A 13,493-nucleotide genomic window follows, 5' to 3' on the forward strand; every position below is an offset into this window, starting at 1 on the left:
GTTGATCCTGATGGTGAGATAGCTATACATGAAACGCTTGAGCGAGAAACTAGTGCAATCCTGGACCAGCCTCGGTCCTAAGTTTCTGCCATTTGCAGACGCCGCAACCCCCGATTTGCCCCTCTCGCGACTTCTGCGACTCTCCTTATTTCAAGTTTCGGTTGGCATGGCCTTGGTCTTATTGATTGGCACACTCAATCGCGTGATGATCGTTGAGCTTGGGGTACCCGCCTCTTTAGTGGCGATGATGGTTTCTTTGCCACTGGTGTTTGCACCATTTCGTGCCTTGATTGGTTTTCGTTCTGACACCCATCGCTCTGAGCTAGGGTGGCGACGCGTTCCCTATATTTGGATGGGAACACTTGTGCAGTTTGGTGGTCTTGCCATCATGCCATTTGCCTTACTGGTTCTATCTGGCGGCGGTCAGTCGGCAGATGCCCCAGCTTGGATTGGACAGGCCTCTGCTGCGCTGGCATTCTTGTTAGTGGGTGCTGGGATTCACATTACCCAGACCGTTGGATTGGCGTTGGCGACCGACTTAGCGCCACAAGAATCGCAACCCAAAGTGGTTGGACTCATGTATGTGATGTTGCTCCTCGGAATGATTGTGAGCGCTTTTGTATTTGCAGCAGTCTTAGAGGATTTTTCACCGGGTCGTCTGATTCAGGTGATTCAAGGCTGCGCAATCACCACGATGATTTTGAATGTAATTGCCCTGTGGAAGCAGGAGACCCGCGATCGAAATCGACGCTTCAAGAATCCCGATCAGCCAACGTTTAAGCAATCCTGGGAACTCTTTTGTAAAGGCGATCATGCGATTCGTCGTTTAACCGCGGTTGGTTTGGGAACCATGGCGTTCACTATGGAGGACGTTCTGTTAGAGCCCTATGGTGGCGAGATTCTGAAACTCAGCGTTAGTTCAACGACGTTCTTGACTGCAACCTTAGCAATGGGAGGCTTAATCGGGTTTGGACTGGCATCGCGTGTGCTCAGTCGAGGGGCAGATCCATTTCGGATGGCTAGTATGGGCGCGCTACTTGGCTTACCCGCTTTTGTAGCAGTGATTCTGGCAGCCCCTTTAGCCTCTGCATCATTATTTAGCTTCGGGGTCTTCCTGATTGGGTTTGGAGGCGGTTTATTTGGTCATGGCACATTAACAGCCACCATGAATCTTGCGCCGCCGGAGCAACGCGGATTGGCTCTAGGTGCCTGGGGTGCTGTGCAGGCCACGGGGGCAGGGATTGCAATGGCCCTTGGCGGAGTAATTCGTGATCTTGTTAATTACTTTGCGATGAACGGTTACTTTGGTGCTACTCTCGTTGACCCAAGCACGGGATACATTGCTGTGTATGCAATTGAGATCGCGCTTTTAATAGTAACGATTGTTGCGATGGCCCCATTAATGAGGCAACGGGGAATGCCGCAACCCCTGCAAACAAGTTCAGGCGGCATGGGTCGTAGTTCTTAATTAAGGAGAAAGCGATGGAAGCAGGTTATGTTGTTGCAATTTTGATTGTTGCGATTGGCGCCATGGTCACCATTCGGAATATGAATCGCCGTAAGTAAGTATTACTTAGGAATCGCCTTTGCGTTTTTTACCCAAAAACGATTCCACGATGATCGAGCAAAATACCGCTCCCAGAAGGGCGGTAGTCACGGCCATGATCGGACCACTAATTTGCATGCCAAAATCGTAGCCAAATTTCAGGCCGATACCCACTGCAATCAGGTAAGGGATCAAAAAGAGGTAGTTACGAAGCTTCTTCATAGGCACCATCTTAGCCGGAGAAATTCTGCTCAGCAATTTTGATGGGCTTGGATCATAATGACTTTTCAATCGGAGAGTTCATCATGGCGATCAAACGGTTTGCTATTTCCCTATTTTCAATTTTCTCGATCGTCTTTGGATTAGGAGCATTCGCTGCCGATACTGGACTAAGCGAGTCGGCTCCATCTTGGCAAGCGGAAGCCCAAAAAGAGATTAAGGCCAATCAATACGATGCTGCCATCAAAACATTACTGGCAGCCAATCAGCCCAACTCGGCGGATTGGAACAATTTGGTCGGTTATGCGCAACGCAAAAAGACCCCGCCGGATTTAGCTGCTGCGGAGCGTTACTATCAGGCGGCCCTGAAGATTGATCCAAAACATCGTGGCGCCCTGGAGTACTACGGTGAGTTATTTTTAATGAAAAATGATTTAGCTGGAGCCGAACAGATGCTTGCCCGACTCAATAAGGCCTGCTTCTTGCCGTGCGAGGAGTATCGCGAGCTAAAAGTTGAAATTGCCAAGTACAAGGCTCAAAAAGGCATAAAGTAGGCCTCAGCTAAAAATCGGGGCCCGGGTCTCAATATCTGAGAAAATAGAGTTTTGATTAATGAGTTTAAAGACCCGCCACCATGCCAGCAGGGAGAACCACGCTTTCAGAGTATTTAAGCCAGCAATCGGCTCAGCACCTATCACTCCACCCTGATCTTGGTTCGCTCGTATTAGAAATTGCCAAAGCTGTTCAAGAAATCGCTTTATTAACCTCCCAAGGAGCGCTTGCTGGCGTATTGGGCAGTTTAGAGAGTCAAAATGTTCAGGGCGAGACCCAAAAGAAATTAGACGTTCTCTCCGATGAGATTTTGATTCAGACCTTTCGATCTGGCAATCTCGTGGCTGGAATTGCGTCCGAAGAGAATGATGAGCCACTGAGTAATCCCAAGGGTGGATCCTTCCTATGCTTATTTGATCCGCTTGATGGTTCATCGAATATTGACGTCAATGTCTCGGTCGGAACCATCTTTTCAATATTATCCGCAACCCCGAACGCCACGCTGACAGTGGGCGATTACCTGCGAACGGGTCGCCAGCAGATTGCAGCAGGGTATGCAATCTATGGACCGGCAACCATGTTGGTCTTTAGTTTGGGGCACGGTACACATGGCTTTACTTTTGATGCAGCATCTGGCGAATTCATATTGACGCACCCAGGGATTCAAGTCCCTGCCGATACCAGTGAATTTGCCATCAACGCCAGCAATGAGCGCTTCTGGGAGCCGCCTGTGAGTCGCTATATCAGCGAATGCAAGCAAGGTAAAACCAGTGTGCGAGGACGTGACTTTAATATGCGTTGGATTGCGAGTATGGTGGCGGATGTTCACCGAATCTTGATGCGCGGTGGAGTCTTTATGTATCCCAAAGATACAAAGGATCCGAGTAAACCAGGGCGCTTGCGTCTGATGTATGAAGCGAACCCGATGACATTTGTGGTGGAGCAGGCTGGCGGCTTGGGTTCTACTGGACGTCAACGTATCTTGGATGTTCAACCGGAGAGTATTCATCAACGAATCCCCGTCATTTTGGGATCCAAAAAAGAAGTAGAGCGTATTGAGGAGTATCACCGCGAACATGATCGCGCGTAACACTGATAACAAGTATGGATATGAGTACAACATCACTTAATCGTCGCGAACTGGCCAACGCCATTCGCTTTTTGGCCATCGATGCCGTTGAAAAATCGAAGTCGGGTCATCCGGGCGCACCCATGGGCATGGCCGACATTGCTGAGGTCTTATGGCGCGATCATCTCCACCATAATCCTGCCGATCCAGCATGGATTAATCGGGATCGCTTTGTCCTTTCCAATGGCCATGGATCAATGCTGATCTATGCTTTATTGCATCTCACCGGCTATGCCGTCAGCATTGACGATATTCAGAAGTTCCGACAGTTGCATAGCATCACCGCCGGACACCCCGAAGTTGGTATTACGCCTGGAGTAGAAACTACTACTGGCCCCCTTGGTCAGGGCCTTGCGAATGCGGTGGGCATGGCCTTAGCCGAATCGCTTCTTGCAAAGCGCTTTAATCGTCCTGGCCACTCCATCATTCATCACCACACTTATACCTTCTTGGGAGATGGTTGCCTCATGGAGGGCGTGAGCCATGAGGCCTGCTCACTGGCAGGCGTCTGGGGCTTAAATAAACTCATTTGCTTTTATGACGATAACGGCATCTCAATTGACGGGCATGTCGACGGTTGGTTTCGGGACGATACTGCCAAGCGTTTTGAGGCCTATAGCTGGAATGTAATTGGTCCCATTGATGGTCACGATAGCAATGCAATCTCACAAGCCATTCAGAAAGCAAAGAATGAATCCAAGCGCCCGAGTTTGATTATCTGCAAAACCACGATTGGTTGGGGAGCTCCAAATATGGCGGGCACCCATGATGTGCACGGCGCACCTTTGGGTGAGAAAGAAGCTCAAGCAACCCGCCAAGCACTTGGGTGGACCCACGCACCGTTTGTAATTCCGGCATCGATTAAAGATGCATGGAGTGCGATCGTGGCAGGTAAGGCCAAACAGGCTGCTTGGGATGCAGCGTTTGCCAGCTATCAACGTGAGTACCCTGAGCTCGCCAAAGAGTTACTGCGTCGTGTTGCTGAAAAATTCCCTGAGGGTTGGGCCAATACCAAGCCCCAACTCTTTACGAGCATGAAAGCGATCGAAGCGCCGACAGCGAGTCGCAAGTCATCGCAACAGGTTTTGGAGGTTTTGGTCCCAGCTCTACCTGAGCTATTAGGTGGTTCTGCTGATCTCACCGGTTCCAACTTAACTGCTGTGAAAGCCAGCATCACCTGGCATCAAAAGCCTGAACAAGTAGCAAACTACCTATCCTATGGCGTGCGTGAATTCGGTATGAGTGCCATCATGAATGGCATTGCATTGCATAAAGGCTTTATCCCTTATGGCGGCACCTTCGCAGTGTTCTCGGATTACGCCCGCAATGCCATGCGCATGAGTGCTCTCATGCACCAACGTGTCATTTATGTGTTGACGCACGACTCGATTGGTCTGGGGGAGGATGGGCCTACCCACCAACCGATTGAACATGCGGCTAGCTTACGACTCATTCCAAACCTCGATCTCTGGCGACCCTGCGATGGATTTGAAACGGCCGTCGCATGGACTGCTGCAATCGAGCGCACCGATGGACCCAGCGCACTCTTTTTATCTCGCCAAAATTTACCTCAGCTCACCCAGGCGATTACGGAAGCCCAGGTACTAAAGGGTGCTTATGTCCTATCAGATGCCCCCAATCCCGAGGCAGTGCTGATCGCAACCGGCTCCGAAGTGAGTCTAGCGATGCAAGCCCAAGCGCTCTTACGCACCAAAGGTAAGTCGGTACGCGTGGTATCCATGCCATGTACCTCGGCCTTTGATCGTCAGTCTCGCGAGTGGCAAGACGAGGTCTTGCCCAAGGGTGTGCGCCGAATTGCGATTGAAGCCGGGCAGGGCGATCTCTGGTGGAAGTATGTCGGCTTAGACGGCGCCGTCGTTGGTATTAATCGGTTTGGAGAATCAGCGCCTGCACCAGCGGTTTATCAAGCCTTGGGTGTTACCGTTGACCGAATTGTTGAACTTGTTTTGTCCTAGAGGAAAAAATGGCATTAATTTCATTAAGACAGCTTTTAGATCACGCGGCTGAGCATCATTACGGACTGCCAGCATTCAATGTCAATAACATGGAGCAGATCCATGCCATCATGCAGGCCGCTGATCAGGTCGATAGCCCTGTGATTTTGCAGGCTTCAGCAGGCGCGCGTAAATATGCGGGGGAGCCATTCCTGCGGATGCTAGTACTCGCAGCGGTTGAGCAGTACCCTCATATTCCAATTTGCATGCATCAGGATCACGGTGCCTCCCCGGCAGTCTGCCAGGCATCGATTCGTAGCGGCTTTTCTAGTGTGATGATGGATGGCTCACTGAAAGAAGATGCCAAGACCCCAGCTGACTTTGCTTATAACGTAGATGTGACCCGTCGGGTGGTCGATATGGCGCATGCAGTTGGCGTCTCAGTGGAAGGCGAGTTGGGTTGCTTGGGTTCATTAGAAACTGGACAAGCGGGCGATGAGGATGGCAGTGGGGCAGAGGGCGTACTTGATCACTCGCAGCTCCTCACAGATCCAGACGAGGCAGCCGAGTTCGTTGCGAAGACCCAGGTGGATGCGCTCGCGATTGCGATTGGTACCAGTCATGGTGCGTATAAGTTCACCAGACCACCCACTGGAGATATTTTGGCAATCGATCGCATTAAGGCCATCAATCAGCGGATTCCGAATACGCATTTAGTGATGCATGGATCATCGAGTGTGCCGCAAGAGTGGTTAGCGATTATTCGTGAACATGGAGGCACTATTAAAGAAACCTATGGTGTGCCAGTAGAAGAGATTGTTGAAGGAATTAAGCACGGCGTGCGCAAAATTAATATCGACACCGATATTCGTTTGGCCATGACTGGAGCAATCCGCAAGTTTTTCTCAGAACACCCAGAAGAATTTGATCCTCGCGCTTTTCTCAAGGTTGCTACAGCAGCCGCTAAGGGAATTTGCGAGGCGCGCTTCAAATCCTTTGGATGCGCTGGGCAAGCGAGCAAGATTAAAGTGATTCCCTTGGAGAAGATGGCAGCGCGCTACGCCAAGGGAGAGTTAAAAGCTGTTGTGCAGTAATGATTGAGTAAAAGGAATAAAGAGGAAAACATGACGATCCGAGTTGCAATTAATGGATATGGCCGGATTGGCCGGATGGTATTGCGCGCTCTCTACGAGGAGGCGATGTTACAGAATAAAAAACGTGATATCCAAATTGTCGCCATTAATGCGATGGGCGATATTGATATCAACGCACATCTCACCCAATATGACTCCGCCCACGGTCGTTTTCCGGGAACAGTAAGCGTTGACGGTGATTACATGGTGGTCAATGGCGATCGGATTCGGATGTACTCAACCCGCAATCCCCTTGAAACTCCATGGGGCAAAGAGGGCGTTGATTTGGTACTCGAGTGTTCTGGTAAGTTCACCTCGAAAGAAAAAGCGATGGTCCATATTCAGCAGGGCGCCAAGAAGGTATTAATCTCGGCCCCCGGTGAAAAGGATGTCGATGCCACGATTGTGTATGGCGTTAATGAGAAGGTCTTAAAACCCACGGATATGGTGGTCTCCAATGCGAGCTGCACCACCAATTGCTTGGCACCACTGGTCAAGCCCTTACTTGAGAAGATTGGGATTGAATCTGGCCTCATGACCACGATTCATGCATTTACCAACGATCAAGTACTCACTGATGTCTATCACAAGGATAAGCGTCGAGCACGCTCAGCCGTGAGCAGTATGATTCCCACCAAAACCGGTGCTGCAAAAGCAGTTGGTTTAGTGCTACCAGAGCTTGCCGGCCGCTTTGATGGTTTTGCGATGCGCGTACCTACCATTAATGTCTCGGTCGTTGACCTCACCTTTATTGCCAAGCGTCCCACCTCTGTGGATGAAGTTCATCAAATACTGAAGGCGGCCAGTGAGCATGAGCTCAAAGGCATTTTGGGCTTTAATACCTTACCGCTGGTATCGATCGACTTTAATCATGATCCCCGACCCAGTATTTATGATGCTTCACAAACGCGCGTCTCGAGCGATGGCAAGTTGGTCAAGGTCCTGGCGTGGTACGACAACGAATGGGGCTACTCCGTACAAATGCTCAATGCGGCAGAAGCGCTGATGGCGGTGTAAGGCATTGGCCAGTCGATCTTCTACCCGAAAGCAAGACCCCGACTCGGCCTTGGTTGACGATATTCGTCTACTTGGGCGCATTTTAGGGGATGTGATTCGGGAACAAGAGGGCGTTGCAATATTCAATTTGATTGAGCAGTGATTCGGGTCTTATCGGTCCGGTTTCATCGCCATGGTGATGAGAATGCCAATAAAGAGCTTAAGAAGCTTTTAAAGGGATTGAGTGCCGATGATGCAGTCAAGGTTATTCGAGCCTTTACCTACTTTAGTCATTTGGCAAATCTGGCGGAGGATCGCCATCAATTGCGACGTCAAGCCGCCCAGAACGTATTGCCAGCCAGCAGCCCGGTAGTATTGATTTAGCCTTAGAACGAATTCATGCGGCTGGTATTAGTAAAGCAACCATTGTTAAAACCCTTACTGATAGTTATTTATCACCCGTACTGACCGCGCACCCAACTGAGGTGCAACGCAAAAGTATTTTGGACGCGGAGCGTAGCATTGCGCAATTATTGCTAAATCGTGATCAGATTAAAGATCGAGCAAAAGCATATCAGCTCAAAAAAGATCGGTTATGTGAGCGTGAGCTTGCCGACAATGAATTACAAATCAAGGCACGCGTGATTCAGTTATGGCAAACCCGTTTGTTACGTTATACCAAACTAAAGGTTGCTGACGAAATTGAAAATGCCTTGAGTTACTACGAGGCTACTTTTTTACGGGAGATCCCCAAGCTCTACGCTGAACTAGAGGACCGTCTTGGGCAACCGCATATCGCATCCTTTTTACGAATGGGTCAATGGACCGGCGGCGATCGGGACGGCAACCCTAATGTTAGTGCCCAAACCTTGGAATATGCCCTAAAACGGCAGGCCGAGATGATATTGCGTCATTACTTAACCGAAGTGCATTATCTGGGCACGGAGCTCTCTCTGTCGGCATTCTTGGTGGGCTTTCCAAAGGCCATGCAAGCCTTAGCGAATCGCTCCCCCGATGAGAATGAGCATCGCATGGATGAGCCCTACCGCCGAGCCTTAACCGGTATTTACTCGCGACTCGCTGCCACACTCAAAGACTTAACTGGGGGCGATGCAGCGCGACACGCCGTCCCACCCCAAAATCCCTATCAAAGCGCAAGAGAATTCTTGGACGACTTGCAAGTGATTGAAGGATCCTTGCGCTCCCATTCTGCGGAGGCACTCATTAATCAGCGTTTAAGGGCGCTCATCCGTGCTGTTGAAGTATTTGGTTTTCACTTGGCGACCGTGGACTTGCGCCAGAGCTCAGACCAGCATGAAGAGGTATTGCAAGAGTTGCTGTCTGTCGCCAAGATTGAGGACAACTACCGAGGTTTAGATGAGGCTGCTAAGCAGCATAGCATTATATATTTAATTACCGCTTACTCAATGAAGCACGGCCACTGCAGGTGGTTGGCGCAGAGTATTCCCTACACACGATGAGTGAGCTTGCCATTTTTTGCCCTTGCTAAACGTCTACGTGAGCGTTTTGGTGCAGATGCGATCCGCCACTACATCATTAGTCATACCGAGACCGTCAGCGATTTGCTAGAGGTGATGCTACTGCAAAAGGAACTTGGTCTGATGCGCGGTACCTTAGATTCTAAGGCGCGGATTGATCTCATCACCGTACCCTTATTTGAAACCATTGAAGATCTTCGCAATGCAGCACCCATCATGCGTGACTTCTATGCCTTGCCGGGCATTGCCAATTTAGTGAAACGGTCGGGTGCCGAGCAAGACATTATGTTGGGCTATTCCGATAGCAATAAGATGGCGGGATCTTCACCAGCAACTGGGAGCTGTATTGTGCTGAGATTGCCCTGGTGGAGCTCTTTGAGCGCTTAGCCAATAGTCACAATATTCAGCTGCGCTTATTTCATGGGCGCGGTGGAACAGTAGGGCGTGGTGGTGGCCCTAGTTATGAAGCCATTCTGGCGCAGCCACCAGGAACTGTTCGAGGTCAAATTCGCTTGACGGAGCAGGGGGAGGTGATTGGTTCGAAATACGCGAACCCAGCAATCGGTCGACAAAATTTAGAGGCATTAATTGCGGCAACTCTTGAGGCAACACTCTTGCAGCCTACCAAGCCCGCAACACCCTTGTTCCTTAAAACGGCTGCCCAGATTTCAGAGTCCAGTATGCGGGCCTACCGCCGCTTGATCTATGAGACCGAGGGCTTCGCTGAATACTTTTTCCAAGCCACGCCGATTCGTGAGATCGCCGAGCTCAATATTGGTTCACGACCCGCATCCCGAAAAGCGACTCAGCGTATTGAGGATCTTCGAGCCATTCCATGGGGATTTAGTTGGGGCCAATGCCGGCTAACGCTCCCCGGTTGGTTTGGTTTTGGATCTGCCATTTACGAGTTATTGCATGACGCCAAGCCAAAAGAGCGCGCTACGAACTTGGCTCTATTAAAGCGGATGTATCGTCAGTGGCCATTCTTTCGAACCCTCTTATCGAATATGGATATGGCTTTATCCAAAGCAGATCTTGATTTGGCTGCTCTTTACAGTGAGCTGGTTACGGATTCGCGCTTACGCAAAAAGATCTTTGCAGCCATGTGCGAGGAGTGGGATAAGACCATTGATGCACTTGTGCAAATCACGGGGGAGAAGCAACGCCTTGCCAATAACCCAATTTTAGCCCGGTCCATACGCCATCGCTTTCCTTACATCGACCCCTTGCACCACATTCAGGTTGAGCTGGTCAGACGCTATCGTGCTGGGCAAAGCGATGAGCGGGTTAAGCGCGGCATCCACTTATCCATCAATGGCATTGCATCGGGCTTACGAAATACGGGATAAATCCGTCAATCACTTATGGTGATCGGCGGGAAGCTCAACACCGCATGCGCGACAGTATTTATCGGTGGCATTGAGATCATCGGCTAAGCAGTTTGGACAGGTGCGCGGATCTAGATCTGGCCGATGGCGCCGTAGCGCCATTTCACTCGTGACAATTCCAGTGGGAACCGCCAAGGTGCCCCAGCCCATCAGCATCATGGTTGATGCAATCAACTTTCCCAAATCCGTTTGTGGGGTGATGTCACCAAAACCAACTGTGGTCATGGTCGTAATGGCCCAATAAATACTAATTGGAATACTGGTGAATCCATTTTGTGGACCCTCAACCACATACATGAGTGTGCCCATTACCATCACGACCATTAGCACGACCGACAAAAACACCATAATTTTGCGTCGACTAGCGGCTAGGGCATTTGCTAGATGGTTGTACTCGACCAAGAAACTCGTGAGCTTGAAGATCCGGAATATGCGTAAAAGACGTAGAACCCGAACATCAATCAGTGAATGCAACTCCGGGAAGAATAGCGCTAGGTAGGTTGGTAAAAATGCGATGAGATCAATGATTCCAAAAAAGCTCAGCGCATACTTGCGTCGATCGGGAGCACAGTAGAGGCGCGCAAGGTATTCAACGGTGAAGATGAAGGTAAAAAACCACTCCAAGGCAAAGAGGATCAAGTGAAACTTGGCTGATATGCTCTGCACACTATCAAGCACTACCACCAAAATCGAGACCAGAATGACAAAGATCAAAATCCGGTCAAAGAGTCGGCCAGCGCGGGTATCGGACTCAAAAATAACCCGATACAAGGTCTCTTTCAGAGTCTGTTCTTCATGGATCTGAGGCTTGGCGGTCATATCGGCCTTGGGTGTTCAAAACAATTAGAATAACGGTTTTACCAAGTAATCATTAATTTAGCCTAAATACGAAGGAATTTGCATGCCAGGCCTTTTGCCCAATGTAGACCCGGATGGTCTATTGGAATTCTCGGTAGTCTATACCGATCGTTCTTTAAATCACATGTCAGCGGAATTTAAGAAAGTTATTACTGATATTTCCGCAATTCTCAAGGATGTTTACAAAGCGCATTCCACCGTCGTGGTTCCTGGAAGCGGGACCTATGGCATGGAGGCGGTGGCACGGCAGTTTGCTCCTGGTAAAAAATGTCTGATTATTCGTAACGGCTGGTTTAGCTATCGCTGGACACAAATTTTTGATCTTGAGCAGTTCACCCAAGATGTTCATGTCATCAAAGGTCGCCAAGTTGAACAAACTGCCCAAGGTGCGTATGCACCCCCTCCGATCGAAGAGGTTATCGCCTTTATTCAGAAAGAGAAGCCAGATGTCGTATTTGCGCCGCATGTCGAGACCTCCGCCGGAATTATTCTGCCACCCGAGTATTTGAGGGCCATTGGTGACGCAGTGGAATCCGTTGATGGATTATTTGTATTGGATTGCATTGCCTCTGGTGCAATGTGGGTTGATATGAAAGCCAGCAAAGTGGACGTCTTGATTAGCGCTCCGCAAAAAGGGTGGAGTAGCTCGCCATGTTGCGCTTTGATTGGTCTCTCCGAGCGTGCTCGGCAAAAAATTGAGCATACTCAAAGCAATAGCTTCTCAATTGATCTCAAGAAGTGGTTGCAGATTATGGAGACCTACGAGAAGGGTGCGCATGTGTATCACACCACCATGCCAACCGATGCATTGAAGATCCTGCGTAACGCCATGAAAGAGACCCAATCGCATGGATTTGATTACCTCAAGCAGCAGCAGATTGAGTTAGGCACCAGAGTTCGAGCCTTAATGGTTGCTAAGGGCTTTCCAAGCGTAGCCGCAACAGGCTATCAAGCTCCGTGTGTCGTGGTGAGTTACACCACCGATCCGGATATGCAGTCTGGTAAGAAGTTTATGGAGGTAGGCCTGCAAACTGCAGCGGGTGTGCCATTGCAGGTGGGCGAGGGCCCAGAGTTTAGGACCTTCCGTATCGGATTATTTGGTCTCGAGAAGTTACTTCATATTGAGCGCGCCATCACGCATCTTGAAGCTGCGATGGACAAGATCACAGCAAAGTAATTACTTTTCGATCTTTAAGACAGCAAAGGCAGCCTGAAGGCGCTTGGAATAAATCTCCTTTAGCGCCTTTACTTTTTCAGGGGTCCACGACCAAAAGCCAGCAAGACTTTTGGTTCCCGTTTTGCCACTCTTAACCATATTTAGAATCGATTCTGGCATCGCAGTGTCATTGCAAAGCGCAGGATAGATCTCCTTGGCGGCATTGCAATTGACATCCCAACCCGATAATTCTTTTTGAGTGATGGGTCCGACCGCAGCATACCGAAATCCAAAGCTGTAACGGACCGCATCATCCACATCCTCCGGCGTTGCAACACCGCGATCGATTAAGTAGAGCGCTTCCCGCATTAAGGCATGCTGGATGCGATTGGCTAAAAATCCTGGAATATCTTGCCTGACCAAAACTGGCTTCTTATCAATGGATTGATAAAAGGCATACACTGCATCCGCAATCCTTGGATCGGTCTTCTCACCCAATACGATTTCGACTAAGGGCACCAGTTCAGCGGGCATAAAGTAATGGGCCCCCATCATGCGATGGGCTGTTTTCAAACCCTGTGCGATTTTGCTAATTGGGTAGGCGGAGCTATTACTCCCAATCGGTATCTCTTGTGGAACACGTTGGTCTAAAGAATGAAATAAGGCTTGCTTGGTTGGCAAATCCTCAATAATTGTTTCCACAATCCAGCGACAGTCAGTCCAGTCGCTCCATGTATCAATTTCGCCGGCGCGAGATGACCCTGCAGCACTCCGTTTTTCCGATGAGCATAAGGCGATCGCATCCTCTAAGCATTGTTTTGCCTTTTCTTGGGTACGACCTAAAACCACCACGGGGACATCTGCCCCCAAGAAGCCAGCCGCAATGCCCGTTGCCATGGTGCCAGTTCCAATTACCGTACATAAGCCATCAAAAGCCCCTATTAAGAATCATGAAATAAACAAGAGTCTAATTCAGTATGGCAAGTGTCAGCTTGGCTTGACAGGCTATCGCATCCAATTGGTCGAGTAGAGAATATCCCAAACAGGTCAAGGCAAGTGAGC

At 49.7% G+C, this 13,493-nt stretch carries 12 protein-coding genes and 1 pseudogene; 10 read left to right on the plus strand and 3 right to left on the minus strand.

The features are described 5' to 3' along the window. Positions 1–28 precede the first annotated feature (28 nt). Positions 29–1,468, plus strand: a complete 1,440-nt coding sequence (locus tag QUE62_RS03425; protein ID WP_286225934.1) for a PucC family protein — start codon at positions 29–31, stop codon at positions 1,466–1,468. A gap of 105 nt (positions 1,469–1,573) precedes the next feature. Here QUE62_RS03425 and QUE62_RS03430 read toward each other — a convergent pair whose 3' ends face one another. Then, positions 1,574–1,768 (minus strand): hypothetical protein, encoded by a 195-nt coding sequence (locus QUE62_RS03430; RefSeq protein ID WP_286224433.1) that lies wholly within the window; start codon positions 1,766–1,768, stop codon positions 1,574–1,576. A gap of 83 nt (positions 1,769–1,851) precedes the next feature. On the opposite strand from QUE62_RS03430, the gene QUE62_RS03435 reads away from it, so the two are divergent. The 8 genes and pseudogenes from QUE62_RS03435 (at position 1,852) to ppc (ending at position 10,378) form a co-directional block, all read left to right on the plus strand. Next, on the plus strand, positions 1,852–2,319 hold the full coding sequence (locus QUE62_RS03435) for a tetratricopeptide repeat protein (protein WP_286224434.1): 468 nt from the start codon (positions 1,852–1,854) through the stop codon (positions 2,317–2,319). An 80-nt stretch (positions 2,320–2,399) separates the two neighbouring features. Beyond that, positions 2,400–3,407, plus strand: a complete 1,008-nt coding sequence (locus tag QUE62_RS03440) for a class 1 fructose-bisphosphatase (protein WP_286262276.1) — start codon at positions 2,400–2,402, stop codon at positions 3,405–3,407. Positions 3,408–3,427: 20 nt separating this feature from the next. Then, a complete protein-coding gene (tkt, locus tag QUE62_RS03445; protein ID WP_286262278.1) occupies positions 3,428–5,422 on the plus strand; it encodes a transketolase in 1,995 nt (664 codons plus the stop codon). A gap of 8 nt (positions 5,423–5,430) precedes the next feature. Continuing rightward, positions 5,431–6,495: a class II fructose-bisphosphate aldolase gene (gene fba / locus QUE62_RS03450; protein WP_286225938.1), complete on the plus strand. Its 1,065-nt coding sequence runs from the start codon at positions 5,431–5,433 to the stop codon at positions 6,493–6,495. A gap of 30 nt (positions 6,496–6,525) precedes the next feature. Then, complete coding sequence (gene gap / locus QUE62_RS03455) at positions 6,526–7,551, plus strand: type I glyceraldehyde-3-phosphate dehydrogenase (RefSeq protein WP_286262280.1); 1,026 nt, start codon at positions 6,526–6,528, stop codon at positions 7,549–7,551. 4 nt (positions 7,552–7,555) lie between these two features. After that, positions 7,556–7,693 (plus strand): hypothetical protein, encoded by a 138-nt coding sequence (locus tag QUE62_RS03460; protein ID WP_286262282.1) that lies wholly within the window; start codon positions 7,556–7,558, stop codon positions 7,691–7,693. After that, positions 7,690–7,914: a phosphoenolpyruvate carboxylase gene (locus tag QUE62_RS09125; RefSeq protein WP_353506839.1), complete on the plus strand. Its 225-nt coding sequence runs from the start codon at positions 7,690–7,692 to the stop codon at positions 7,912–7,914. The genes QUE62_RS03460 and QUE62_RS09125 overlap by 4 nt, the downstream gene beginning before the upstream one ends. Before the next feature lie 26 nt (positions 7,915–7,940). Beyond that, a pseudogene (gene ppc, locus QUE62_RS03465) lies at positions 7,941–10,378 on the plus strand (phosphoenolpyruvate carboxylase). A gap of 9 nt (positions 10,379–10,387) precedes the next feature. Here the strand turns inward: ppc and QUE62_RS03470 are convergent. After that, the gene (locus tag QUE62_RS03470) at positions 10,388–11,236 is read right to left on the minus strand and encodes an ion transporter (protein WP_286262284.1); all 849 of its coding nucleotides are present in this window, start codon (positions 11,234–11,236) and stop codon (positions 10,388–10,390) included. 82 nt (positions 11,237–11,318) lie between these two features. Here QUE62_RS03470 and QUE62_RS03475 point away from each other — a divergent pair, with 82 nt between their 5' ends. Further along, positions 11,319–12,452 (plus strand): alanine--glyoxylate aminotransferase family protein, encoded by a 1,134-nt coding sequence (locus QUE62_RS03475; RefSeq protein ID WP_286225941.1) that lies wholly within the window; start codon positions 11,319–11,321, stop codon positions 12,450–12,452. Here QUE62_RS03475 and QUE62_RS03480 read toward each other — a convergent pair whose 3' ends face one another. After that, positions 12,453–13,373, minus strand: a complete 921-nt coding sequence (locus QUE62_RS03480; RefSeq protein WP_286262554.1) for a 3-hydroxyacyl-CoA dehydrogenase family protein — start codon at positions 13,371–13,373, stop codon at positions 12,453–12,455. It abuts the gene before it with no gap. Between the last annotated feature and the right edge of the window lie 120 nt (positions 13,374–13,493).

The organism is Polynucleobacter sp. HIN9, from assembly GCF_030297635.1.
In the GTDB taxonomy this organism is placed as follows: domain Bacteria; phylum Pseudomonadota; class Gammaproteobacteria; order Burkholderiales; family Burkholderiaceae; genus Polynucleobacter.

Bases quoted from the DNA above. Each gene is read 5' to 3' on its own strand.
- QUE62_RS03435 (WP_286224434.1), top strand. From the start codon at position 1,852: ATGGCGATCAAACGGTTTGCTATTTCCCTATTTTCAATTTTCTCGATC.
- QUE62_RS03430 (WP_286224433.1), bottom strand. From the start codon at position 1,768: ATGAAGAAGCTTCGTAACTACCTCTTTTTGATCCCTTACCTGATTGCA.
- QUE62_RS03470 (WP_286262284.1), bottom strand. From the start codon at position 11,236: ATGACCGCCAAGCCTCAGATCCATGAAGAACAGACTCTGAAAGAGACC.
- fba (WP_286225938.1), top strand. From the start codon at position 5,431: ATGGCATTAATTTCATTAAGACAGCTTTTAGATCACGCGGCTGAGCAT.
- tkt (WP_286262278.1), top strand. From the start codon at position 3,428: ATGAGTACAACATCACTTAATCGTCGCGAACTGGCCAACGCCATTCGC.
- gap (WP_286262280.1), top strand. From the start codon at position 6,526: ATGACGATCCGAGTTGCAATTAATGGATATGGCCGGATTGGCCGGATG.
- QUE62_RS03440 (WP_286262276.1), top strand. From the start codon at position 2,400: ATGCCAGCAGGGAGAACCACGCTTTCAGAGTATTTAAGCCAGCAATCG.
- QUE62_RS03475 (WP_286225941.1), top strand. From the start codon at position 11,319: ATGCCAGGCCTTTTGCCCAATGTAGACCCGGATGGTCTATTGGAATTC.
- QUE62_RS03425 (WP_286225934.1), top strand. From the start codon at position 29: ATGAAACGCTTGAGCGAGAAACTAGTGCAATCCTGGACCAGCCTCGGT.